This is a genomic window from Micrococcoides hystricis (assembly GCF_042434215.1).
In the GTDB taxonomy this organism is placed as follows: Bacteria; Actinomycetota; Actinomycetes; order Actinomycetales; family Micrococcaceae; genus Micrococcoides; species Micrococcoides hystricis.
Genome location: NZ_JBHLUB010000029.1, coordinates 198,821 through 223,906, shown reverse-complemented (window position 1 = coordinate 223,906; position 25,086 = coordinate 198,821). Strand labels below are relative to the sequence as shown.

At 62.3% G+C, this 25,086-nt stretch carries 21 protein-coding genes and 1 riboswitch; of the genes, 14 read left to right on the top strand and 7 right to left on the bottom strand.

Annotation, left to right across the window (positions count from 1 at the left end):
* Positions 1–7: 7 nt before the first annotated feature.
* From ACFFFR_RS07935 to ACFFFR_RS07910, 6 genes are all read left to right on the top strand, one after another.
* Positions 8–1,135, top strand: a complete 1,128-nt coding sequence (locus ACFFFR_RS07935) for a Glu/Leu/Phe/Val family dehydrogenase (protein WP_377459365.1) — start codon at positions 8–10, stop codon at positions 1,133–1,135.
* Positions 1,136–1,156: 21 nt separating this feature from the next.
* Positions 1,157–4,033: an FAD-binding and (Fe-S)-binding domain-containing protein gene (locus tag ACFFFR_RS07930; RefSeq protein WP_377459364.1), complete on the top strand. Its 2,877-nt coding sequence runs from the start codon at positions 1,157–1,159 to the stop codon at positions 4,031–4,033.
* Positions 4,034–4,152: 119 nt separating this feature from the next.
* Positions 4,153–5,115, top strand: a complete 963-nt coding sequence (locus ACFFFR_RS07925; RefSeq protein WP_377459362.1) for an ABC transporter ATP-binding protein — start codon at positions 4,153–4,155, stop codon at positions 5,113–5,115.
* A 13-nt stretch (positions 5,116–5,128) separates the two neighbouring features.
* A complete protein-coding gene (locus ACFFFR_RS07920; RefSeq protein ID WP_377459360.1) occupies positions 5,129–5,971 on the top strand; it encodes an ABC transporter permease in 843 nt (280 codons plus the stop codon).
* Between the two features lie 33 nt (positions 5,972–6,004).
* A complete protein-coding gene (locus ACFFFR_RS07915; RefSeq protein ID WP_377459359.1) occupies positions 6,005–6,973 on the top strand; it encodes a sensor histidine kinase in 969 nt (322 codons plus the stop codon).
* Positions 6,974–7,215: 242 nt separating this feature from the next.
* Positions 7,216–7,836 (top strand): response regulator, encoded by a 621-nt coding sequence (locus tag ACFFFR_RS07910; protein ID WP_377459357.1) that lies wholly within the window; start codon positions 7,216–7,218, stop codon positions 7,834–7,836.
* An 8-nt stretch (positions 7,837–7,844) separates the two neighbouring features.
* On the opposite strand, the gene glgX is transcribed toward ACFFFR_RS07910, so the two are convergent.
* The 5 genes from glgX to ispD all read right to left on the bottom strand — a co-directional run bounded on the left by glgX (position 7,845) and on the right by ispD (position 13,659).
* Positions 7,845–9,878 (bottom strand): glycogen debranching protein GlgX, encoded by a 2,034-nt coding sequence (gene glgX / locus ACFFFR_RS07905; protein ID WP_377459355.1) that lies wholly within the window; start codon positions 9,876–9,878, stop codon positions 7,845–7,847.
* Between the two features lie 5 nt (positions 9,879–9,883).
* Positions 9,884–10,858 carry a 23S rRNA (guanosine(2251)-2'-O)-methyltransferase RlmB gene (gene rlmB, locus ACFFFR_RS07900; RefSeq protein ID WP_377459354.1) on the bottom strand — a complete coding sequence of 325 codons (975 nt, stop codon included), beginning with the start codon at positions 10,856–10,858 and terminating at the stop codon, positions 9,884–9,886.
* A 31-nt stretch (positions 10,859–10,889) separates the two neighbouring features.
* On the bottom strand, positions 10,890–12,332 hold the full coding sequence (gene cysS / locus ACFFFR_RS07895; protein ID WP_377459352.1) for a cysteine--tRNA ligase: 1,443 nt from the start codon (positions 12,330–12,332) through the stop codon (positions 10,890–10,892).
* 80 nt (positions 12,333–12,412) lie between these two features.
* On the bottom strand, positions 12,413–12,940 hold the full coding sequence (gene ispF, locus ACFFFR_RS07890; RefSeq protein ID WP_377459351.1) for a 2-C-methyl-D-erythritol 2,4-cyclodiphosphate synthase: 528 nt from the start codon (positions 12,938–12,940) through the stop codon (positions 12,413–12,415).
* Complete coding sequence (gene ispD, locus ACFFFR_RS07885; protein WP_377459350.1) at positions 12,937–13,659, bottom strand: 2-C-methyl-D-erythritol 4-phosphate cytidylyltransferase; 723 nt, start codon at positions 13,657–13,659, stop codon at positions 12,937–12,939. Before ispD ends, ispF begins: the two co-directional genes overlap by 4 nt.
* A gap of 232 nt (positions 13,660–13,891) precedes the next feature.
* Between ispD and ACFFFR_RS07880 the strand changes: the two genes are divergently transcribed.
* The 4 genes from ACFFFR_RS07880 to ACFFFR_RS07865 all read left to right on the top strand — a co-directional run bounded on the left by ACFFFR_RS07880 (position 13,892) and on the right by ACFFFR_RS07865 (position 19,936).
* Positions 13,892–14,914, top strand: coding sequence for a 3-oxoacyl-ACP synthase III (locus ACFFFR_RS07880; protein WP_377459387.1), 1,023 nt, complete (start codon positions 13,892–13,894; stop codon positions 14,912–14,914).
* 9 nt (positions 14,915–14,923) lie between these two features.
* Positions 14,924–17,692 (top strand): alpha/beta fold hydrolase, encoded by a 2,769-nt coding sequence (locus tag ACFFFR_RS07875; RefSeq protein ID WP_377459348.1) that lies wholly within the window; start codon positions 14,924–14,926, stop codon positions 17,690–17,692.
* Entirely contained in the window at positions 17,689–18,708 is a 1,020-nt protein-coding gene (locus ACFFFR_RS07870; RefSeq protein ID WP_377459347.1) for an NAD-dependent epimerase/dehydratase family protein, read from the top strand. The genes ACFFFR_RS07875 and ACFFFR_RS07870 overlap by 4 nt, the downstream gene beginning before the upstream one ends.
* Before the next feature lie 109 nt (positions 18,709–18,817).
* Positions 18,818–19,936, top strand: coding sequence for an NAD(P)-dependent alcohol dehydrogenase (locus ACFFFR_RS07865; protein WP_377459345.1), 1,119 nt, complete (start codon positions 18,818–18,820; stop codon positions 19,934–19,936).
* Between the two features lie 33 nt (positions 19,937–19,969).
* Here ACFFFR_RS07865 and ACFFFR_RS07860 read toward each other — a convergent pair whose 3' ends face one another.
* The gene (locus ACFFFR_RS07860) at positions 19,970–20,563 is read right to left on the bottom strand and encodes an NADPH-dependent FMN reductase (RefSeq protein WP_377459343.1); all 594 of its coding nucleotides are present in this window, start codon (positions 20,561–20,563) and stop codon (positions 19,970–19,972) included.
* Positions 20,564–20,698: 135 nt separating this feature from the next.
* Positions 20,699–20,839, top strand: a riboswitch (SAM riboswitch).
* Between the two features lie 42 nt (positions 20,840–20,881).
* Between ACFFFR_RS07860 and ACFFFR_RS07855 the strand changes: the two genes are divergently transcribed.
* The gene (locus ACFFFR_RS07855; protein WP_377459341.1) at positions 20,882–21,451 is read left to right on the top strand and encodes an OsmC family protein; all 570 of its coding nucleotides are present in this window, start codon (positions 20,882–20,884) and stop codon (positions 21,449–21,451) included.
* Positions 21,452–21,587: 136 nt separating this feature from the next.
* A complete protein-coding gene (locus ACFFFR_RS07850) occupies positions 21,588–21,848 on the top strand; it encodes a hypothetical protein (RefSeq protein WP_377459339.1) in 261 nt (86 codons plus the stop codon).
* Positions 21,849–21,943: 95 nt separating this feature from the next.
* On the opposite strand, the gene ACFFFR_RS07845 is transcribed toward ACFFFR_RS07850, so the two are convergent.
* Positions 21,944–22,471: a CarD family transcriptional regulator gene (locus tag ACFFFR_RS07845; protein WP_377459337.1), complete on the bottom strand. Its 528-nt coding sequence runs from the start codon at positions 22,469–22,471 to the stop codon at positions 21,944–21,946.
* A gap of 230 nt (positions 22,472–22,701) precedes the next feature.
* On the opposite strand from ACFFFR_RS07845, the gene ACFFFR_RS07840 reads away from it, so the two are divergent.
* Together ACFFFR_RS07840 and ACFFFR_RS07835 are read left to right on the top strand one after the other, a co-directional pair.
* The gene (locus ACFFFR_RS07840; protein ID WP_377459336.1) at positions 22,702–23,229 is read left to right on the top strand and encodes a hypothetical protein; all 528 of its coding nucleotides are present in this window, start codon (positions 22,702–22,704) and stop codon (positions 23,227–23,229) included.
* 211 nt (positions 23,230–23,440) lie between these two features.
* The gene (locus ACFFFR_RS07835) at positions 23,441–25,060 is read left to right on the top strand and encodes an HNH endonuclease (RefSeq protein ID WP_377459334.1); all 1,620 of its coding nucleotides are present in this window, start codon (positions 23,441–23,443) and stop codon (positions 25,058–25,060) included.
* Positions 25,061–25,086 lie beyond the last annotated feature (26 nt).

The following is a 25,086-nucleotide window of genomic DNA, read 5'->3' as shown; positions in this document are numbered from 1 at the left end:
GGGCGTTGTGGCAGACTTCTTTGACCTCATCGATGAGTGGGGACCAGAAAAAATCGTCACCGTGAGTGACCCCAAGACGAAGATGCGTGGCGTCCTCGTCATTGACAACACCGCTCGCGGTATCGGTAAGGGCGGTACCCGCATGCAGCCAACCGTCACGGTCGACGAAGTCTGCCGCCTCGCCCGGGTCATGACGTGGAAGTGGGCCGCCGTGGATCTGTTCTACGGCGGCGCCAAGGCCGGGATCAAAGCTGACCCGACCGCTCCGGATAAAGAACGCATCCTTCGCTCCTTCGTCCGGAAACTATCCAACGAGGTCCCCGAGGAGTACGTTTTCGGGCTGGACATGGGCCTGACCGAAAACGACGCGGCCATCATCAACGATGAGCTGGGCCGCGGCGCCGCCGTAGGCACCCCACACGAGCTAGGCGGGGTGGCCTACGACAAGCTGGGAATCACCGGCTTCGGTGTCGCCGAAGTCGTGGACGAAACCGCCACCCGGATGGGCCTGAACCAGCCTCGGGTAGCCGTCCAAGGGTTCGGCGCGGTCGGCCACGCGGTCGCCAAACGGCTACACGAGCTGGGCTACACCGTCACCGCGATCTCCACCGCCAAGGGCGCGATTGCCGATGCGAACGGCCTCGACATCCCGCAGCTACTGACCAAACGCGAGGAGGTCGGCGACGACCTAGTCGAGGACTACCCGCAATTGCGGATCGATCCCGGGCAGGAGCTGTTCACCGACGCGGAGATTCTGGTACCGGCTGCACTCCAAAACGTGTTGGACGAACAATCGGCCAAAAACGTCAAAGCCAAGCTGCTCGTCGAGGGCGCCAACCTGCCTACCTCGACCGCGGCCCAAGAGTATTTCCGGAGCACCGGGGTCACCCTGATCCCGGACTTCATCGCCAACGCCGGCGGCGTCGTCTCTGCAGCCTTCGCCATGGAGGCACGGTTCTCCCCGTTCCGGGTCGAGCCGCAGCGGATCTTCGACACCGTGGCATCCAAGCTACGGGCCAACGCCAACACCACGTTGGACGAGGCCGCCAAGACCGGGGAAACCACCCACGTGGCAGCCCAGCTGCTGGCCAAGCAGCGGGTACGTGCCGCCATGGACCTGCGCGGTTCCTACTAACCCACCTTCGAGGAGCCGAACGTGCAACACATCGCCGCCACCATTGACGAGCGAATTTCCGCGGTCGTCACCGCATTAGAGACTCGGCTCCTCGGAGAGGTGGACGCCACCTCGTTGACCCGGGGCATCTACTCCACCGATGCCTCCAACTATCGGGTGGTGCCGGAGATTGTGGTCTTCCCGCAATGTGTGGCCGATGTGCTCTACACGCTGCAAGTGGCCACCGAGTACGCCATGTCACTGACCGCACGCGGGGCCGGCACCTCGTGTGCGGGCAACTCAATTGGTCCGGGTATCGTTCTTGATTTCTCCCGGCACCTGAACAAGGTGTTGAGCATCGACCCGGTCAACAGGACTGCCGTCGTCCAGCCCGGTGTGGTGTTGGCCGAACTGCAACGCCAAGCCGCCGAGCACGGTCTGCGCTTCGGCCCAGACCCGTCCACCGCCAACCGGTGCACACTCGGCGGCATGCTGGGCAACAACGCCTGCGGCCCGCACGGGCTGAGCTACGGCCGGTGCGCCGACAACGTCGAATCCCTGACCTGGCTGACCGGCACCGGTGAGGTCATCGAAACCGCGGCAGGCAGCACGTCTGTGGCCAGCGTCGCCGGGTTGGAGGAACTGATCTCCGCCAACCTGGCGGTGCTACGCACCGAGTTCGGCCGGTTTGATCGCCAAATCTCCGGATTCTCCCTCGAACAGCTCCTACCCGAGAACGGCCGAAACCTGGCGGCCGCACTGGTCGGGACCGAGGGCACCTGCGGATTGCTCCTACAGGCCACCGTCAAACTTGTTCCACTGGCCACCGAACCGGCGCTGGTGGTGTTGGGATACCCCGACATGGCCACCGCCGCCGACGACGTCCCGGCCTTACTGCCGCACAAACCGCTGGCGTTAGAGGGACTCGACGCCGAGCTGGTCCAGACTATCGTCCGGCGCAAAGGAACCGGCTCGGTACCCGCCCTGCCTGCCGGCGGGGGCTGGCTCATGATCGAAATCGACGGCACGGACGCCACCGACGCTCTGAGGCGTGCGGAGGCCCTCGTCGCGGACTGCTCGGCCCTCGACCACGTCATCCACCCGGCAGGCCCGCAGGCACGCCGGCTGTGGCAGATCCGGGCCGACGGCGCCGGGCTGGCCGGTCGAACCGCAGACGGTGAACAAGCCTGGCCCGGGTGGGAGGACTCTGCCGTCCCGCCAGAGCACTTAGGCCCCTACCTGCGTGAACTCAAGGCCCTGTTGGCCAGCCACGGACTCTCGGGCTTGGCCTACGGTCACTTCGGCGATGGATGCATCCACTTGCGCATCGACTTCCCGCTTCAGAACCGCAACCAGACCATGCGCACCTTCATGGCGGAGGCCGCAGCCTTGGCCGCCTCCTACGGTGGCTCACTCTCCGGCGAACACGGCGACGGCCGGGCCCGCTCCGAGCTGTTGCCCGTCATGTACTCGTCGGACGCACTGGATCTCATGCGCCAGTTCAAAGGCCTTCTGGACCCTCACAACATCTTCAACCCGGGGGTCGTTGTCGACCCGGCTCCCTTGGACGCGGACCTACGCCGGCCCCAAGCCCACGCCATGGCGGCGACCGACGGTTTTGCGTTCGCCGCCGATGACGGCAATATCACCAACGCCGTGCACCGCTGCGTGGGCGTTGGCAAATGCCGGGCCCAGTCGACGGTCTCCACGGACTTCATGTGCCCGTCGTATCGGGCCACCGCCGATGAGAAGGACTCCACCCGCGGCCGAGCCCGCGTTCTGCAAGAAATGCTCAACGGTGGCGTGGTGACCTTAGGGTGGTCTTCCCCTCAAGTGCATGAGGCCCTCGATCTGTGCCTGAGCTGCAAAGCCTGCGCCAACGACTGCCCAACCGGCATTGACATGGCCACCTTCAAGTCAGAGGCACTCCACCGCACCTACCAGGGCAAACGCCGACCGTGGACCCACTACACGCTGGGCCGGTTACCGCAGTGGTTGCGCTATCTCGGTCCGTTCGGCCCCATGCTGAACTGGCTGGGTAACATCGGCCCAGTGCGCAAGCTCATGATGTTCGCCATCGGAGCGGACACCCGTCGCGGGCTTCCCCAATTACCGGCCAAGCCTGCCCGCTGGATCCACAAAAACCGGACCGACGGCGGGCAACTAGGTCAGCACCAGGTGGTGCTCTGGCTCGACTCCTTCACCGATGCACTTGGCCCCGGTCTCGTCCCCGACGCGTTGGAGGTCCTCGCGGCCGCCGACTGCGACGTGGAACTGGCCGAACCGGGTGCCTGTTGCGGGCTGACCCTGATCTCTACCGGCCAGCTGACCGCAGCCAAGAAGAAACTCGCCGCGACCCTAGATGTGCTGTACCCACATGCCGCCGCCGGCAAACCCATCTTGGGCCTTGAACCGAGCTGCATCGCCACCCTGCGTTCTGACTTGACCGAGCTGCTGCCGCAGGACCCCCGGGCCAGTGTCGTCGCGGCCGGAGTGCGCACTCTCGCAGAGTTCCTCACCGAGATCGGCTGGCAACCGCCCCGCAGCGATGCGGCGCTGCTCGTCCAGCCACACTGCCACCACTACGCCGTGATGGGATACGAGGCAGACCAGCAGCTGCTGACGGCCATGGGCTGCGACGTCGAATACTCCAAGGGCTGCTGCGGACTGGCCGGCAACTTCGGTATGGAACGCGGCCACTATGACATCTCGGTGACGGTCGGTGAGCAAGGGATTCTGGGCAAGATTGACCAGCATCCGGAACGGGCTGTTCTGGCAGACGGTTTCTCCTGTCGCACCCAGATTCAAGACCTGCGCCAGGTCAGTGGCCGTCACCTCGTCCAACTGTTGGCCCAAGCCTTACGGGAGCAGCCCAAACACGTGGAAGACCCGCCCACGGCAGCCCGGAGCGTGAAGTAGCTCTGGCCGATTTAGCCGGATTGCTCCGGATGTCAGGGATGCACCCCTGACAAATGTCATTCACAGCTCGTGACACACGCTACTTACCCGGAATCACGCGGTTTTCTAGTGTTTAAACCATGAACACTACGAACATCACCGCCATCACCGCCGAATCTCTGCGCAAGCGATTCCACGTTAAAGGCGGCGAGCCGGTGCTCGCCGTTGACGATGTCTCCTTCCGCATCAATCCCGGGGAGATTGTCGCGCTGCTCGGCCCTAACGGTGCCGGAAAAACGACCACCATCGACATGCTGCTGGGCCTGACCGCACCAGAATCCGGTCGCTGCACCCTGTACGGCATGGCCCCGAAGAAGGCCATCAACCGTGGCCTGATCGGTGTGATCCAACAGACCGGCTCCCTGATCAACGAATGGACGGTCGGCCAACTCTTGAGCTACATCGCCTCCACCTATGCCGTCCCGCGCCCCGTGGAAGAGGTCATGGCGGAAACCGACCTGACCAAACTGGCCCGGCGCCGAATCGGCAAATGCTCCGGCGGCCAAATTCAACGACTTCGCCTAGCGATCGCACTCATCCCCGACCCGTTGCTGCTGATCTTGGATGAGCCCACCGCCGGGATGGACGTCAACGCTCGCCGCAAATTCTGGGCGCTGATGCGTGAACAAGCCAACGCCGGCCGCACCATCGTCTTCGCCACCCACTACCTCACGGAGGCCGAAGAGTTCGCCGAGCGGACCATCATCATGGCCGAAGGGTCCATCGTCGCCGACGAGTCCACCGCAACCCTGCGGGCACGCACTCTCAAGCAGCACCTGACGGCGAACATCGCACCAGCACAGCTGGACACCTTGCTGCAGCAACTGCGTAAGCTGCGGATCGGCACAGATTGGCACCTAGATGTCATCGGCCACCGCGTCAAACTCGAAGGCACAGCCTTAGAACCGGCGGCACTGGCCATCCTGTCAGCACCGGGTACCAGCGGATTTGAGATGACCTCCGCAACCTTAGAAGACACCTTCCGGGCCCTCACCGATGACAACTCAAACACATCCCAGAACTCGCAGAACCTCGAAGTCTAAGGACGTGACTTTCGTGACCACTATCGCACAACCTACAGCTGAAGCCATGACCGAAACCCAACACAAGAACCCCGAACTGACTACCGCAGATCTCGAGCGTCCGAGCCCATCGCAACTGCGCCCCACCATCGCCACCATCGTGCGGACCATCCAAGACCAAATCTTCAACCCGTGGAATCTGGGCTTCGCGTTGGGATTGCCCATCGTGATGTACCTGATGTTTGGCACCGGGCAAGAGCACTCGTTGATCGAAGTGGGCAACGGTAACGTTGCCGCCACCATTCTGGTGAGCATGGCCCTCTACGGCGCCATCATCACCAGCGCCGCCACGGGAGCCAACATCTCCGTGGAACGTACCCAAGGCTGGTCCCGCCAGATGTCGCTGACACCGATGAAGCCTTACTGGTACATCATTGGCAAGATCATCGCCGGAGTCTTCGTCGCAGGGGTCGTCGTCTCCGTGGCGTTCGTCGTGGGCGCTGTGACCGATGCCCGCATGGAAACCCCCATCTGGTTCTACACGGCGCTGCTGATCATCGCGGGCACGCTCATCACCGCAGCGATGGGCTTGGCGGTCGGATACTGGATGCGCTCAGATGCCGCCTACGGTGTCATGGGCGGTGCCACCGCCCTGATGGCATTCTTCTCCGGCATGTTCTTCCCACTGGAACAAATGGCTGAGATCTTCCAGAACATCGCGCCCTACAGCCCGCTGTACGGCATCAACAAGCTCGCCCAGGCACCCATCTATGCGGACGGGTTTGAATGGGGCGCGCTCATCAATGCCATCAGCTGGTTGGCAATCTTTGCCATACTTGCAGTAATCGGCCGCAACCGGGACACCGAGCGTGGCTAATCCGCCAAGCACCAACACGAAGATCATTTTCTGATGCCGCTGTTTTCGCACAAGTTCGCCCCGCCTGCCGAGTCGGCTGTCGACGGCACCAAGCCGTCCGGCTCCCGGAGTTGGTTGGCGGGGCGTCCGCGTGTGGAATCTCTGCTCTGGGCAACCCCGTACACCATCTTCCTCATCATCCCGCTGGTCTCTGCCCTCCTCGAGCTACTGGATGGCGAGCGCCAGCTGCTGCTGCCCGTTTTGCTGATGTTCGCGCTGTTGAACACGTACATGGCCAGCTGGTTGCTGACCGACGTGGCGCCCGCTCAGCGCGTGCGTCCCCGTGTCTGGGTCATGATTGTCCTCTACCTGGCCCTGCAGCAGTGGTTCTTCTTTATCAGCCCGGAAAACGGCGCGTTCGCGCTGCCTTTTCTGGTGGCTATGATCGCCCTGCAACTCCCCAAGAAGTGGGTGCTGCCACTGACGATCGGGACGCTGGCGCTGAGTTTGGCCCAAACCTGGAACGCCTCCTACGGGCTATTCGTACCGCTCACGGTCGTCCTGACCGGCGGGATCGTATTGCTGGTGCGCCGCAGCCTCGAGAACGATCAGCAGCAAGCGATGGAGCGGGTGCAAAACCAGCAACTGGCGGATCAACGCCGTCGCACCCAATTGGCCTCTGATCTGCATGACATCCTGGGTCAGTCCCTGACCACCATCAACGTCAAAGCTCAGCTAGCGAGTCGGTTACTCGGTCACGTCGTCGAGGAAAGCTCCGCCCCGAACGATCGACTCTCAGCGGCCCAGCAGCAGGTCACCGAGATCGCAGATCTGGCCCGGCAGGCCCTGTCCGATGTGCGCGATGTGGTTGCCGCGACTCGGGAGGTGTCGGTACACGCCGAATTGTCCGCGGCCAAAGATCTGCTGCACGCCGCCGGTGCCCGGGTCGAGATCGAGGACCGGGGAATTCCCAACGCCGGCATTATCGAAACGAACGCCGCCTACGTCATCCGCGAATCCTGAGCAAACATCGTTCACCACTCCTACGCCCAACAGGTCAAAATCTTCGTCTCGCCAACCCTGATCCAGATCAGTGACGAGGGCCCCGCCAAGAACCCGCGGCACCCGGCCAAGGCGCGTCGTGGCACCGGCTTGCAGGGGTTGCGCCAACGAGTCGAACCCACCGGGGTACTCAGTGCCGGGCCGAAAGACCCGGAGAAGCCGGACGAGGGTTGGAGTGTCGAATACCGGATCGGAGCAGAAGCATGATCAGAGTGATGCTGACCGACGACCAAGCCATGGTGCGGGGCGCCTTGGCTGCGCTACTGGGACTTGAAGGCGACCTGCACATCGTCGCAGAAACGGCCAACGGGCAAGAGTGTCTGACAGCAGTTGAAGAACAAAATGCCGCGGGGAGCCCCGTAGATGTGGTGCTGCTAGATGTCGAAATGCCGGTCCTGGATGGACTGGCCGCCTGCCGCCAACTAAAACAGCGTTTCCCGGACACCAAAGTGTTGATGTTGACCACTTTCGGCAGACCCGGATACGTGGCGCGCGCTCTGGCTGCCGGGGCAGATGGCTTCATGGTCAAAGACGCACCCGCGGAAGAACTAGCCGAAGCTGTGCGGCAAGTCCATGCGGGCAAACGTGTGGTTGACCCGAGCTTGGCGGTGGAATCGTTGAGTGTGGGCCCGTCCCCGTTGACCGAACGTGAAACGGAGGTGCTGCGTGCCGCCGCTTCCGGCTGCAGCATCGATGAAATTGCCGCACAGGTTCATCTGTCGGCCGGCACCGTGCGGAACCACATCTCCTCAATCATGACCAAAACGCAAGCACGTAACCGCTCTGAGGCCGCACGCATCGCAACCGACAATGGCTGGTTGTGACAGCTGTTCTAGCCTTCGCAGCGGAAGATCGCGGTCGAGAAGGGTTCAATGCTTTCGCGTTTGCCCGCGGTGATGACGGCCCCACGACGCTGGTCCCCGTGTTTTGAAGTGGACGCGACGAGCCGATACGAATTCCCCGGTGCCATCGCACACACCGGCACCGTGATCAGTTGACGGTCCGGGCTCCCGTTGAAAACGACCAGCACGGTAGAGTCGAGTTCGCCGCTCATCATCAACTGCATGGTTCGTCGTTGGGTATCCCACCAATCCTCTTGGCTCATTTCTTCGCCGTGCGCGTTGAACCAGCGCTGATTGAAGATCTTGTGCAGCTCGGTTTGATCTTCCAGCTGCAGGGTTCCCTCCAGCAGGGTCTTTCGAAGCTGGATGAGATGCCTGGTGAGTTGGAACATCTGTTCCTGTTGCTCGGTACGCGCCGACCAGTCCAGCCAGGAGATCTCATTATCCTGGGAGTAAGCGTTGTTGTTCCCGCGCTGGGTGCGCAAGACTTCGTCCCCCGCGCAGATCATGGGGATGCCCGAGGAAATCAACAGCGCACTCATCAGATTCTTCGCCGTCTTGAGTCGTTGGCCCCACACATCCGGGTCCTCAGACGGACCTTCCACCCCGTGGTTGTACGAGCGCGAATAATCCGCCCCGTCACGGTTGTGCTCTTTGTTGAGCTCGTTGTGTTTGTAGTTGTAGGAGACGAGGTCCTTCAGGGTGAACCCGTCGTGCGCGGTCACGAAGTTCACCGGGGCGAACGGGCCACGGAAACTGGCATTGAAGATATCGTTTGAGCCGGACAGCGCCTGTGCCAACCGTCCCAAGTCCCCGCCGGTGGCCCCGGAATCGATCCGGCCGCGATCAGCCACCCAAAAGTCGCGCATGGTGTCCCGGAAATGGTCGTTCCAGTCAGACCAACCCGGCGGGAAATTCCCGGTCTGCCAGCCGCCAGGACCTAGGTCCCACGGCTCGGCAATCATTTTCACCCCGGCCAGCACCGGGTCTTGGGTGACGGCCACAAAGAATGGGTGGCGTGGGTTAAACCTGTGTTTGGAGTCCCGGCCCATGGTGACCGCCAAATCGAACCGGAACCCGTCGATGTGGAATTCGGAGACCCAGTGCCGCAGCGAATCCATGGCCCATTGCACCACACGCGGGTGCGCGAAGTTCACGGTGTTGCCGGTGCCCGTGGAGTTCACGTAGTTTCCGTCTTGGTCTTTGACGTAGTAGACGTCGTCGCCCAAGGCTCGCCACGAATAGGTTTCTTGGTCTTGGCCGCCTTCAGCCGTGTGGTTGTACACCACATCCAGGTAGACCTCTAACCCTGCGGCGTGCAAGCTGCGCACCATCTCTTTGAACTCCACGGCAATGGCCGATGGGCCGGCCTTACGCGCGGCCTCCGTCGCGTAACCGGGATCCGGGCTGAAGTAGTTCAGGGTGTTGTAACCCCAGTAATTAGTCAGTCCGTTCTCAACCAGATGCGGTTCATCGATCGAGTGATGCACAGGCAGCAGCTGAACAGCAGTCACACCTAGTTCTAGGAGATAGTCCAGCATCACCGGGTGGGCCAACCCGGCATAGGTGCCGCGCAGTCGTTCCGGGATATCCGGGTGCAGTTTCGTCAAGCCTTTGACGTGGGCCTCGTAGATCACGGTCTTGCGTTTCGGTGTGCCAAGCCGTGTATCCCGACGCCAATCGAAACTATGCTCAACGTAGCTGCCCCAATACTCACCGTTGCTCTCCACCACTGCGGGTGCGTAGGGGTCGAGGATCAGTTCTTCCGAGTCGGCACGCGATAGCGCGTAGCGTGTCCCGTCGACCACGTCCGGGATGATCCCAAAATGGACATCGTATTGCCGGTTGTTCAGTGGGTGCCGGGTTCGGCGGCCGTCCGGGTGCAGCACATGGACAACCCACTTCTCCCCCGCGGGCGCGTAGACTGCCATGTTCGCCGGGGCCGGGATTGTCGGGCCGACGCCGGCCTGGCGGGTGAGGCCGAATGGGTACGGTCGGGCTCGGTCGAGGAAGGCGTGACGCATGAAACCTATGAGGCGCGCCAGTTTGAACGCAGCGATGCGATCTCGTACAAGGTAATGCCCACAGCCATGGAGGCGTTGAGGGATTCAAGTTCCGAGCTAATCGGGATGGACACGATCTGGTCGCAGGTCTCCCCGACCAGTCGGGACAGGCCCCTGCCTTCCGCACCAACCACGATGCACAACGGTTCGGTTGCCAGTTCTAAGCCCGGCAGCTCGACGTCACCGCCGCCGTCCAAACCAAGAACGTACACGCCTGCGTCCTTGATGGATTTCAAGGCTTGGGTGAGGTTCTTGGCCTTGGCCACTGGGACTCGGGTGGCTGCACCGGCGGAGGTCTTCCACGCTGAGGCTGTCATTCCGACCGAGCGGCGTTCGGGGATGATGACGCCGGCCGCGTTGAACGCCGATGCGGCGCGGATGATGGCACCAAGGTTCCGCGGGTCGGTGATGCCGTCTAGTGCGACAAACAGTGGTTTGTGCTTGGTGTAGCCGCGACGGTAGTCGTTGACGCTCTTCTCAACCAGCTCGACCGCGTCCGGGTACTCATACGGGTGGATCTGCAGCACGACGCCTTGGTGCACCGCGTCGTTGGTGTTCTTGTCCAACTGCGGTTTGGACGCTTCCACCACCGGTACGGAGTTCTCCGCAGCCAGGCGCAGAATCTTGCGCACCCGGTCATCCATGTCCAACCCCGTTGCCACGTACAGGTGCTTGGCTGGGATTTGTGATTCCAGTGCCTCGAGCACGGAGTTACGTCCGCTCACGAGGTCGTCAGTGTTTTTTACGTTGCGGCGGGTTCGCTTTGCCGCCGAACGCTCGGCCAATTGCTTCGCTTTGTAAGCCTTGTGATAGACCCGGTCTTCGGCCTTCGGGGTCGGTCCCTTGCCTGCAAGCGCGCGTTTGCCCTTGCCGCCGGAGCCCACGGTTTTGCCCCGCTTGGTCTTCCGCACGGCCCCTGGGCTGTGGTGTGGTTTTGCCATCAAAAAATCCTTGAAAATAGAAAGCTAAATATCAGTCTTTGCGAGACCAGGTGGCACCGTCGGGGCCGTCTTCGATCTGGATACCGACCCCGGCCAGCTGGTCCCGGATTTCATCGGCGCGGTTCCAGTCTTTATTTTCCCGAGCCTGCGCACGCTCCACCAGCAACGAATCTAGGAGGGCACCGAGCAACTCGTCATCGCCCGCAGCGTCGGCGGTATCCGCATCGGTCAGACCGAGCACCTCGACCATCGCCTGGACCTGCCCGAGAGCCTGCAACGCGCTCTCATCATCCCCGTTGGCCAGGGCTGTATTCCCGGCCGTGACGGTGGCGTGTAGCACCGCGAGTGCTTGGGGCACGTTCAGGTCATCGTCCATGGCGGCACCGAAGGCCTCCGGGACCTCGTCGGTCAGGACGATGTCGGTGAGTTTGTCCGCGACCGCGTTAGCCCGGTCAATGAAGGTCTCAATGCGTTCCACCGCGTTGCCGGCTTCCTCCAGCGATGTGGGCCGGTAGTCCAACATGGACCGGTAGTGGGCTTGGCCGAGGAAGAAACGTACAACCTTGGCGCGGGCCATGGAGAGCATCTCATCCGGGGAGATCGTGTTCCCGATGGATTTCGACATCTTTTCACCTTCGTAGGTGACCATGCCGTTGTGCATCCAGAAGTTCGCGAAATCATCCCCCGCCGCGCAGGACTGGGCCAGTTCGTTTTCGTGGTGTGGGAAACGCAGGTCCAACCCGCCACCGTGAATGTCGAAGTGCCCGCCCAAGTACTTGGTGGCCATGGCTGAGCATTCGATATGCCAGCCTGGGCGGCCGCGTCCCCACGGGGAGTCCCACGAAGCCGTCAACGGCTCGGATTCCTTCACCGCTTTCCAGAGAGCGAAGTCACGGGGGTCCTTCTTACCGCGCGGATCAGCGTCGGCGGCACCTTGCATGTCGTCGGCGCTCTGGCGAGTCAGCTCCCCGTACCGGTTCCACGAACGCACGTCAAAGTACACGTCAGCGGACCCGTCGAGCGCCCGGTAGGCGTGACCGGCATCGATCAGACGCTGGATCAGCTCGTGCATCTCTGGGATGTGGCCGGTCGCGCGCGGCTCGTAGCTTGGCCGGCGTACCCCGAGCGCGTCGTACGCGCGGTGGAATTCTTGTTCAAACCGGTAAGCCAGCACGAACCATGGTTCTTGGGCCGGGTAGTCGACCTCCGGGGTGAAGTCGGGTTCGTAGGAGGCGGCTGATTTTTCCAGAATCTTGTCATCGATGTCGGTGACGTTGCGGACCGAAAGCACGTCGAAACCACGGTATTCTAGCCAGCGCACCAGAATGTCGAACACGATGGCGCTGCGCACATGTCCCACGTGCGGTTTGCCTTGCACCGTGGCGCCACAGTAGTACAAGCGAACCTGGCCCGGTGTCAGGGGCTCAAAGTCACGGATACTGGCGCTTTTGGTGTCATAAAATCTTAGTCCCACACCTATTAGATTACCGGTTCGCCGATCAGTGCTGGAACCGGGCGGCAGCACACCGTCACAACTGCCGAACTTCCGTGAATTTACACGGACTCCTGCACAGGGTAGATCAGCGCCGTCGCCACCGCGAAGAGACCTTCGTTATTGCCGGGAAAGCCCAACCCATCACTGGTGGTACCGGAGACACTGACCGGCGCTCCGGCCGCTTCCGAAAGCACCTGTTCTGCTTCCGCGCGACGCTTGCCGATCTTAGGGCGGTTGCCCATCATCTGAACGGCGATGTTCCCGATCTCGAACCCTTCAGCCCTAACCAGCCGCGCCGCTTCCGCCAGCAAGTCCGCCCCGGAAGCATCTTTTAGTTCGGGCCGGTCAACGCCAAAGTGGGCACCGAGATCGCCGATCCCGGCAGCGCTAAAGAGCGCATCGCACGCGGCATGTGCCACCAGATCCCCGTCCGAGTGGCCGGACAGTCCCTGTTCGCCGGGCCAGTGCAATCCGGCGACCCACAATTCTCGTAGTTCATCGGCCGGCGCGAAAGCGTGCACATCGGTGCCAATACCGGTACGCGGCAGGATAATCCGGTTCGGTTCTGAGCTTATTGGTCCGGTCATGGGGTGCTCTCCTTAGGCGAATTCAAGTCGGTCAGTAGCAGTTCCGCCAGATGCAGATCAGCGGCCGTCGTGATTTTTAGGGCTAACGCCGAACCGGACACCGTTTTGACGATCTTTCCGGCCCGTTCCAACAACATGGCTTCATCAGTAATGGACTCCGCCTCGACCGGTGACAACGTCGTCAGATGCTGTTGCGCCTCCTGCAAAGCCGCAACGGAAAATCCTTGCGGGGTTTGCACCGCCACGAGATTTGAACGGTCAACGGTTCGCTTCACCGTATCCGCTGCGACTTCCTTGATGGTGTCCACCACCGGCAACGCAGTCACAACACCGTCAGCAGAGGCAGCCAGCGCAGTCTTTACCCGCTCGAAACAACCCGCTGGGGTGAGCGGTCGTGCGGCATCGTGGATCAGCACGGCATCGGTTCCCTCGGTCACCTTTGCCATCCCGTTGGCGACGGATTGAGCCCTCGTTTTTCCGCCCGTGGTGACTACGATGTCAGCATCGGGATTCTGTTCTGCAAAATAGCGACCGGTTTCGGCCAGCTCCGGGCTGTCCGCCGGGACAATCAGCACGACTTGAGAGAACGCCGTCAGGGGGATTCTGGCCAAGCACTGCTCCAGTATGGTGCTGCCGCCTAGAGGCACAGCAGCTTTCGGCATCCCATACCCCAAGCGGGTTCCGGAACCTGCAGCCACGATCAAAAGCGAAGTACGCACGTGATCCACCTTATCCAACTCGCCCACACCCAGTTTTTCTTCAGGAACTTCTGACATCCTCAATGTTTGGTTTGCTACTTACCACAAGCTCATGAATGCTCGCCGACTCATGAATAACCCTGAATGGGTGGTTTGCGATATTCTTGAACGCTGGTGGCATGAAGCCGCCACTACCCGGATCATGACTCAAGTTGCGGCTTGAGTGACAGACACGAACGGACCAGACCCCATAGTGCACGGCAACGCTGTTTCTCATCACACCAACGCCTCCCTGCTGTCAGTGGTGGAAGTCGAAGCACCAATCTTGGTGACCTCAGATGAGATTGACGACCGTCTCGCGACGGTCCTGAAACGCCTACGTTTGCCACGCGGCCTGCTCCAGCGCGTCGCCGGTGTCGAGGCCCGACGTAACTGGGAGCGCCCCGGCCAATTCCAAGAGGCAGCTGCCGAAGCCGGCCGCCAAGCACTAGCCAAAGCCGGTATCAAACCAGAACAAGTGGGCCTGATGGTCAACACCTCTGTGACCCGCGAGACGCTTGAGCCATCTGTCGCCGTCCGGATCCACCACGAGATGGGTTTGCCATCTTCGACCACCAACTTTGACATCACCAACGCCTGTCTCGCCTTCGTCAACGGGATGGACTTGGCCGCCACACTCGTTGATGCCGGTCAGCTCGACTACGCCGTCGTGGTCGCCGGTGAAGATTCGGTCAAGGTCCAGGAAGCCACCATCGCGAACCTCCACAGCGATACCGTGACCCGGGACAACTTTATGGAGCAGTTCGCTTCCCTCACACTGGGATCCGGTGCCGCCGCGGCCGTCATTGGTCGTACCGATCAGCACCCGGAAGGCCACCGTATTCTGCGGGGGATCACCCGCTCCGGGACCGAGCACCACGCCCTGTGCGTGGGTGACCACAAGGGCATGTTCACCGATTCTGCAGGCCTGCTGGAGAACGGGTTGGAACTGGTCATGGATGCGTGGCGGGATGTCCCCGACGACTGGCAATGGGGTTCGATGGACCGCTACGTCACTCACCAGGTGTCCCAGCTTCACACCAACGCCATTGTTGAGTCTGCCAAGTTGGACCGCGAGCGCTTCCCGCTGACCTTCCCCATGCTTGGCAACGTGGGACCAGCGTCTTTGCCCATCACGTTGGCGCGCGAGGCCGATTCTCTTTCCGCCGGTGACCGTGTCCTCTGTTTGGGCGTCGGCTCCGGCTTGAACACCGCCATGTTGGAAATCCTCTGGTAGTAAGGAACCATGCAGCTGCCTAGCACCCACATTCCAGCTAGCCCCGCTACCCTGCCTGACCCGGAAGTCTTACCGGGTTGGGACCCGGCTTGGAGTCAACTCGTCACGGTGTTGGGTGAGGACGGTTCGCACACCTTCCACGTCCTCGATACGGCACCCGCTTTGGCCAAACTCGGCCGCACCCCGACCGGCACGATCTTGGCGGTGCACGGTAACCCCACGTGGTCTTATCTCTGGCGCAGTTTGGCCACCGCCACCCTCGCCAACGCCGCTGACCCGGAATACACTGGCCCCATCTGGCGCCTCGTGGCCCCCGATCAACTGGACATGGGTTATTCCGAGCGCTTGGCTCATGCAGGCCTTCCCGTCCCGGCTTCAGCTCAACAGCCCGGTGTTAGCACCGATCGGGGCTACCGTACCCTCACCGGACGGATTACCGACCTGGATGCGTTGGTCCGTCACCTGGGACTTGACCGGGATGCTGCCGCGGGTCAACCGCTGCTCACGTTGGGGCACGACTGGGGTGGCGTCATTTCCTTAGGGTGGGCAACCCGCAACGCGGACCTCGTCAGCGGCATCATGACGCTGAACACCGCCGTCCATCATCAGGCCGATCAGCCGATCCCTGCCCCCTTGCAGGCCGCCCTCGCCGGCCCGCTGCTGCCCGGTTCCACCGTGCTGACAGACGCCTTCTTGCGCGTCACGACCGGACTCGGCAACCCCGCCTTGGACCCAGACGTCCGGCAGGCTTTCCACGCACCGTACTGGAGCGCCGAACAACGTGGCGGCATTGGCGGCTTCGTCGCAGACATCCCCGTTGACCCGGCCCACGGGTCTTACCCAGAGCTTCAGCGCATCGGAGAAGACATTGCCGCCTACGGTCGTACCGGCAAACCGGCCCTGATTCTGTGGGGCCCGAAAGACCCGGTCTTCTTGGACCGCTATCTGGCCGACTTGCTCGACCGCCTACCGGCTGCGGACCTGCACCGCTTCGAAAAAGCAGGCCACCTGCTTCCCGAAGACGCCGACATCACTGCCCCAATCCTGTTGTGGGCGGAACAAGTCGTCACCGGCACCAAGCCATCCCGCACACCCGCTGGCGACACCACCGAAGAAGCACCACCGCTGTGGCACTTCCTCGACACATGGGCGGATAAGTCGGACACGGCACTGGTGGATATGGCAGGACGCACTGCCGGTCGCGTCAGCTGGTCCCGGCTTTCCGCAGTGGTGAACGCCATCGCCAGCGGCCTGTACGACCATGGCTTGCGCCCCGGAGACCGCATCTCGCTGCTGGTGCCGCCGGGCCGCGACCTCACCGCCATCCTGTACGCCTGTCTGCGCCTCGGAGCAGTCGGTGTGGTGGCCGATGCCGGCTTGGGCATCGCCGGAATGACCCGCGCAGTTCGGGCAGCACGCCCGGACTGGATCATCGGTGAAACACCCGGGTTATCCGTAGCCCGCGCCCAGAATTGGCCCGGCCGACGCATCTCCGTCACAACCTTGCCCCGCCTCGGCGCTGCCGCGTTGAAGGTCGAAACCAGCATCTATCAGCTCATCGCAGCCCACGATGGTCAACGCTACGACGGTCCCGCACCAACCAAGGATGACCCGGCAGCGATCCTGTTCACCTCCGGTTCCACGGGACCGGCCAAGGGCGTCATGTATACCCAGGGACGGCTAGCCAACCTCACCCGGCTGCTGCGCGATGTATTCAATGTCCGTCCCGGGTCCTCACTGCTGGCCGGATTCGCCCCGTTTGCCTTGCTCGGCCCGGCGATCGGCGCAACCTCCACGACCCCGGACATGGACGTCACCAAACCGGCGACGCTCACCGCGGTCAAAGTTGCCGACGCCGCCGCAGCCGCCAACGCCACCATGGTGTTTGCCTCCCCCGCCGCCTTGCGCAACGTGGTCGCCACCGCAGACCAGCTCTCCCCCGCGCAACGTAACACCCTTGCTGGCATTGAGCTGGTGCTCTCCGCCGGAGCCCCAGTCCACCCTGACCTGGTGGCCGAGGTCGGCAAATTGTTCACCGGCGCGGACTTCCACTCCCCGTACGGGATGACCGAGTCGCTGTTGCTAGCCGACATCGATGCCGCCGCCATCACCGAGCTGAATGCCACCGGGACCGAAGACGGCGTCTGCGTCGGACGCCCCGTATCACCGGTACGAATGGTCATCGCCCCACTGAATCCTGATGGCAGCGCCAGCACCAAATTGTTGGAAGGCCCTGAGGCCGCCGGAGTCCTTGGCGAAGTCGTGATTTCCGCCCCGCACATGAAGGCCGGCTACGACCGACTCTGGTACACCGATGCCCGCTCCCGCCGTGACACGGTGGACGGACTGGAATGGCACCGAACCGAAGACATCGGCCACCTCGATGCGGACGGCCGGCTATGGATTGAAGGCCGCCTCCAGCACGTCGTCACCACCGCCGACGGGCCAGTGGCCCCAGGCGGACCCGAAGCGCGCATTGATGCCCTCCACGCCGTGGCCCGAAGCGCCATCGTGGGGGTCGGCCCGGCCGGCACCCAAGCCGTCGTAGCAGTCATCGAACCGGCAACCGGCCCCGGTCTGAAGCGACTCAAACGTGGGGTAGCACCCACCGAGCTTGCTGCACAGGTCCGTGCCGCGGCGGCCCCGATCCCGGTCGCTGCAGTACTGGTTACGGATTCGGTCCCGGTGGACATCCGGCACCAGTCAAAGATCAACCGGCCCCGGCTGGCTGTCTGGGCCGATGGCATCCTCGCCGGCGGCAAAGTAGGTCGACCATGAGCACTCAGCCCCGTCCAGTCGGGCCGCTGCACAAGGTTCTGGTCACCGGAGCCTCCGGGCTCCTCGGCGCCGGTGTTGCCCGTGAGCTGGTGGAACGCAACCTCCAGGTTGTGACCCTGCAACGCCGACCTTCCGGGGTGGCTGGGGCCACAGACATCGAAGGTTCCGTCACCGACCCTGCCGCCGTGCGCGCCGCCGTGGCCGGCTGTGACACCGTGGTGCACATCGCCGCCAAAGTTTCCGTCTCCGGTCCGGCCCACGAATACGACCAAGTCAACGTCGAAGGCACCCGCAACGTCGTCACCGCCGCCCAAGACGCCGGGGTCGAACGCTTCATTCAGATTTCTTCGCCCTCGGTCGCGCATGCCGGCAACTCCATCATCGGCGAGGGTGCCGGCCCAGCTGACCCGGCGGCGGCTCGCGGGCATTACGCCCGCACCAAGGCCGCCGGAGAACTCATTGCCCTCGGTGCGGACAGCCCGCACTTCCGGGTCCTGGCCCTGCGTCCCCATCTCATGTGGGGCCCGGGCGACACCCAGCTGACCCAGCGCATCGTCGACCGCTCCCGCCAGGGGCGGATGCCCGTGCTCGGTCCGGGTGCGGCTCTGGTGGACACCCTCTACACCAGCAACGCTGTCGACGCCGTGCTCGCGGCCATTCACGCCGTCGATCACACGCACGGCGAAGCCCTCGTCGTCACCAACGCAGAGCCCCGCCCCATCGGGGAATTGATCCGCGGACTGGCCCGCGCCGGTGGCTCCCCGGAGCCGCGATTGCACCTGCCGGCCGGGTTGGCGAAAGTCGCCGGCGCCGTCATCGAGCGCATCTGGGAACTGCCCGTTGCCGGTGGAAAAGACCGTGACGATGAGCCGCCGCTGACCAAGTTCCTAGCCGAACAACTCTCCACGGCCCACTGGTTTGATCAGCGCCGTACCCAACAGGTGCTTCGCTGGCGTCCTGCCGTCTCCATCGACGAAGGCCTCGCGCTGCTCACCGAGTACTACCGTATGCGCTGATCCCTATACATCCTGACGGCACCGGTGTTAGGTTCGAGGCAGGGGCTTCAGTGCCCCCACAGTTTCGAGCAACACGACCCAGCGAATCCTCGGGATCAGGAGTGCCGCCATGAAGATTGATGCCTACATTGTTGAAGAAACCAACGCCCCGTTCAGCCGTGACACGGTAGAGCTCGCAGACCCGGTCCCCGGTGAGGTGCTCGTGCGCAACCTTGCAGTGGGCGTCTGCCACACAGACATGAACACTCAAGCGGGGAACATGCCTTACGAGCTTCCCGGGATTTTAGGGCACGAGGGTGCCGGCGTCATCGAGGCCGTCGGGGATGGGGTCACCGATTTTGCGATCGGAGACCGGGTCGTCTTGGGCTGGCCCTACTGCGGGGCCTGCCGCAACTGCATCGCCGGTGAACACCGCTACTGCCTCCACATCGGGGAAGCCCTTGTCGGGGGTCACCGGCTGCGCGAGCCGGGTGCCGGCACCTCCGGGTACAGCCGGGATGACGGTAAGCCCATCAACGGTCACTTCTTCGGCCAGTCCTCTTTCGCCACCCACTCGCTGGTCCATGCCAGCTCCCTGGTCAAGGTAGATTCCGAGGTCGACCTTGCACTGGCCGCACCGCTGGGCTGCGGCATCACCACCGGGGCCGGTGCCGTCTTCAACTCGGTCCGCCCAGAACCCGGGGCTGCCATCGTCGTCATCGGGGCCGGCGCCGTCGGGCTCGGTGCCATCATGGCTGCCGTGAACACCCCAGCAACGACCATCATCGCGGCGGACCTGTCCGATGACCGGCTTCGGCTCGCCCACGAACTCGGCGCCACCCACATCATCAACTCGGGCAACACCAACCTGGTGGAAGAAATCCTGAAGATCTGCCCCAACGGGGCCGACGCCGTGCTGGACTGCACCGGGGTGATCGGCGTCATCGAGCAGGCGGCCGAGGCCGTGGCGATGCTCGGCAGCCTCGTACTTATCGGGGGTGCCCCTGCCGAAGCCAGCTTCCGGCTCGATCACTTCCGAACCCTCTGGGGCCAACGGGTCATCGGGGTCCTGGGCGGCGGCAGTACCTCCACCCAGTTGATCCCGACGATTCTAGAACTGCACCGCCAGGGCCGCTTCCCGCTGGAGAAGCTCGTCAAGACCTACGCCTTTGACGACTTAGAGCAGGCCATCGCGGACACGAGCGCAGGCACCACAGTTAAAGCTGTGCTGGAGCTCGATCAGGGTTAAAGCCCCAGCACAGCCAGTCAAGGGGAAGAACGCCTACTGATCGGCTTCTTCGGCCAACCGTTTGCGGCGGGCCATCAGGTCCACCGTCAACGAGGCCATGTGATTGAGCAACGCGTCGGCGGAATCATTCATAATGTCTGTCGGATTCAGCTTGCCGTCTTCGATGTGCTGGGCCACCATCGGCACGGTGACAAAGTCCGGCATGGTCACCATCTGCAGTGCGCTGGCCACCGGCTTCAGTGCTTGAGCTGCACGCAGGCCACCGGAGACGCCACCGTAGTTGACCATTCCGAAAGCCTTGTTCGCCCACTCGTTGAACAGGTAGTCCAACGAGTTCTTCACCGGAGCCGTAAACGTGAAGTTGTACTCGGGCATCACATACACGATGGCGTCCGAAGCCTCGATCGTTTTAGACCAAGCCTTGGTGTGCTCGTGCTGGTAATCCTGCAGGCGTGGGTGATTCGGCTCATCCATCATCGGCAGGTCTAGCTCACGCAGGTCGGTGACTTGAACATCGAACTGACCATCCTGGCGGGCCCTGTCGATAAACCACTGGGCAACAGCACCGCATACTCGGTTTGGTCGGGTGCTGCCAATAATGATCTGTAGAACTGGTTTCTCGGCCACAGCTATCAACTCCCAAAGATTGTTGCCATATCAACAATACGGGCATTTCGGGTTCTTTTTCTAGCCAACCCGATATGTCCTTAGATGACGCCCAAATTGAAGTGCCCGCACAGATCCAGCACAGTGGAGAGCAAGAATCACGAGTTCCAACCTCAAGAAGTGACGCTTATGCGGCACGAATGGCCCTGGCCGGTTGGACGGCAACCCCCTTGCCATAGTGGGGTGCCCCAGGTGACGATTCGACGCCCGCCACAAGGCGGGACGTAAGTATGGCGCCGCGCTCACGGCCAGCGCCACGACGCATTAAGGAAGCATCGAATGTCCGTCAACACTCTCCTCGCCACCGAGAACCTCAACGAAGTTCGCAGCCAACGCCTCAACGACGTTGGCCAGCAGTGGTCCGGCAAGCTCGAGAGCAATCCAGAGCACGCCAACCTCACATTCGCCATCAACGCCAAGTCTGTGGGCGCCATCGCCACGGATATCCGTGCCGGTAAGCACTCGTTCCTGATCGACGAACCGGCCGGTTTGGCCGGCGATGACGCCGGGGCCGCCCCGGTCGAATACGCGCTCGGCGCCCTAGCTGCCTGCCAGCAGATTGTGTACCGGCTCTACGCTCACCAGCTGGGCATCCAAGTCGATGACATTCAGATTCAGGCCGAGGGCGATCTGAACGTGAAAGGACTGTTCGGGCTCGATGAGCAGGTCCGCCCCGGGTTCAGCGATGTCCGCTTGGTCGTCAATATCACCGGCCCAGAGTCAGCCGAACGCTACCGTGAACTCCAAGAAACCGTCGACGCGCACTGCCCGCTATTGGATGTCTTCGCCAACCCGACTCCGGTCAGCATCAGCCAGCGCATCAACGGCGCTGAGGCATCGGACGACTAAGCACAACTCCTAGAACCTAGGCATTGCACCTTCAGAGTCCGCGTTCCGCCCGGGCCAGCCACTACAGCTGGTTCGGGCGGAGCCGTTTCTGGGGTGCGGCCCGCTCGCCTCTGGCCGGCACGATAAACTGAGAACCATGCTGGACCGACTTCGCGACATCCCCGAGACCGTTTGGGTCAACTTCGCGCTGGCCGCCATCTTCCTAGGCGCCGCTCTTGCCCTCTTGGGCTACATCGCGCCCTGGTCCGAATGCCCCGAGAAAGAGGCCGGTGGACGCTGCCCACTTGGCGGCAGGGAAATCGCCGGCATCGTGGCCGGCATCGTCGTGATGCTGGGCGGTCTCACCGGCACCGGCTACCTGTTTGGTTGGCACCAGCGTCTGTTCCGCCGCGGCTAGCGCACACCGGTAGCATCTAGGCAACAAAACGCCCGGGCCAACCATTGCTGGTCAGTCCCGGGCGAATCAAAAATCTTGGCGGAAGTTCTCCGCTACTACTTCGCGGCTTCCGTATCAGCCTTCGCGGCAGCCTTCTGTGCTGACTGGGTCAAAATTTCGTCAACCCGTGCTTCGGCCTGTTCTTCAGTCACGTCCTTGGCCAGAGCCAATTCGGAAGTCATGATCTGGCGAGCCTTGGCCAGCATCCGCTTCTCACCGGCGGAGAGGCCGCGGTCATTTTCACGGTGCCATAGATCGCGAACAACTTCGGCAACCTTGATGACATCACCGGAGGCGAGCTTCTCCAGATTGGCCTTGTAACGACGGGACCAGTTGGTCTGTTCTTCAACGAAGTCTGCACGTAGCACGTCCAAAACTTCTTCCAGACCTTCAGCGTCCACCACATCGCGAACACCGACGAGGTCGACATTCTCTGCAGGGACTTCGATGGTCAGATCACCTTGTGCAACTTTGAGCTTGAGATACATTTTCTCTTCGCCCTTGATCACGCGAGTCTTAATCTCTTCGATCCGTGCAGCGCCGTGGTGAGGGTAAACTACCGTCTCGCCAACCTCAAAAACCATATGTTTATATCTCCCTTTTCCGGCTTCGAGTTTATCACAAATCACAAGCAACACGGGCTTTGTAGGCTGACAGCGTAGCCATCTCGATGATAATAACGCGCCCAATATGTTCCGCACTCTTCTCCGCTACCCCACAGCCACGGCGAGTCACCGGCTATGACCTGCACGCCGTGATGCGCTAATCTTCTTGTTAACACTTGCGCTTTGTTTCTACTCGAGGAGTTTCCATCGTGAAGTTTGTCCCGGCACGTGGCAAGCGGGCCTTCGCATCCGCCGCCGCTCTGGCTGTCCTGCTCGGCACCACCAGCTGTGCTGCAATCAACGAGCAAGCCACCACCAAGGAGTACTCCCCCTCCGACGGCGTCGTCGCCGACATCGGAGATGCCAAGCTGCGCAACATCGCCTTTATCGCCGATGATAAAGACGCCGAAGCCCGCGTCATTGGTGTTGTCGGCAACGAAACCAGCCAGCAGCTGTCCGTGACCTTGAAGGTTGACTCCGGTGAAGTTTCCGCCCAGGTCCCTGCCAACCAGGCCACCAACCTTGAAGACGAAGAACTGACCGTTCCGTCCTCCGGCGAGCCAGGCTCCCTGATTCCAGTGAAAGTGACCGTCAACGGCACCACCGAGGACCTGAACGTCCCAGTCCTGTCTTCGGCCCTCGAAGAGTACGCGGATCTGGTTCCGGGCGAGCGCCCAACCGACATCGTGGATCACTTGGAGCACGATCACGCCCCAAGCAACCCACCAACGAACTAAAAGAGTTCTCACCACTTGCTTTGAGCGGGTGGGGTCGGGCCCAACAACGTAGGCTCAACCCCACCCGCTTTTTGCTGCCACCAAACGGTCCTCCACAGCCGGGCACGCCGAACCCTTCTTCCAGTGCACCCCTTTCCGTCCCTAGCCCCTAAGGGTCTTGGGCCCGCTACAGTGCTGCCACCAGCTCGAACTGCAGCGGAAAGGAGAGATCGTGACGCAACGAGTGCTAGAACCAACCCGTGGCACCCACGCTCCCCTAGACCTGCAAGCCTGCATCGCAGCAATCCACGACGCCAATGATGCTCCCGCCGCCGAAGCGCCGTGGTTCCTCGACGCCGAACAACAGCTGCAGAGTTATTTGTTCGCTCACCAACTGCAGCGCATCTATCGCAAGAGCGCGACACTAGCCGAGGCCGAGGGCCACCGCCTAGATCGCACAGTTCTCACTCAGGTCGCGTTGGAAAAGGACCGGGGAAAGCTGCGCCGGAAAATTGAAGCTGCCATGCTGCAGCACGGTACCCTGCGTAGAGCTGTAGTCCGGCAGCTCATTCAGCTCAGCGTTATCCTCCACCAGCACGCCCCTTCCCTACTGCTTCAGTTAGAGGCCGGGGCCATCACCGTTTCCACGGCACAGTTCCTCGGCGGACAACTACTGTCAATCCCGCTGCCCGAACGGACCCAGAAAGCCGACGGCACCCCATGGCAGCCGAGAGAATATGCTCAGGCCGTCCAGTCCGTCCAGGAAGCACAGTTCCGCTTGGGCACTCGTCTAGCCGAACTGAGTCAGCAAGACCTCGAAGAAGGTGAGCTCCAGCAGCAGGCCAGGCAATTGCGTGACGAGCATGACCCCCTCCCCGCCAGTGATCGGCAAACGATGGCGGCCAAGACCCGTCATGTGCGCATTACCCCGGCCGAGGACGGGATGGCTTTTCTTTCAGCTAAGATCAGCGCCGGTCACGGCGCGCTGATCCAAGCAGCGCTGACGCAGCGCGCGCAACAGCTTAGAAGCGCACGTGTAGCGGCCGACCGGACACCAGCCCAACTCGAGGCAGACGTACTCGTGGATACGCTCCTGACTCGGTCTGCCGATATCGACAAAACCTCAGCGAGCACAAACCGGCCCGCACCCCTCGCGCAGGGCCCGGAGGTCAGTGTCATCTTGGAACTGACGTTGGAACAAGCCATCAACCTAGGTGGTTTCCTCGATCCTGAACGGCTTTCTTTCCTGCAGCAACACTTCCCAGATCTCTACGCCCAGTCCGAACGAAATCGACTCTTCTACGGCCAGCCAAGATCCGAGCGGGACGGCCGCTTCCCTACCGGTGTCCTCTCCTCGGGCGCCACCGCACAGATCCTCGGTTCCGACCACCGGCTCAACACCGCTGAAGCAGCAGAGTTTTTGGGCCGGGCCAGTCTCTTTCACGGGATCCTCACGAACCCCTTCACCGGCTACCCGTTGGGCGTCGGTCGGCGCAGCTACCGGTTGCCGCGCAAAGTTCGGCAACTGATCCACTACCGGGACCGTATTTGCCGCTATCCGGGGTGCCGACAACCAGCCACCTCGGCGGAGCTGGATCATGTGCACCCCTGGGCCGAGGGCGGCGCCACCGGCTACGGCACCATGGCCAGCCTGTGTCCGGAACATCATCGCGGCAAAACCGCTGGATGGTTCACAGTGTATCCACGCCCTGAGCTCGGTGACGGCGTCCTAGAGTTCAGCCTTGGCGACAGCGCAACACCCACGCTCACCAAGGCTTACAAACCGTTGGACCCGTTAGCGTGGCAGGCCTATCAGTCGGAGACTTCAGCAGCCGCTGAACCACCGTTTTAACGGACACCCGTGTCTGAACTGGCCGG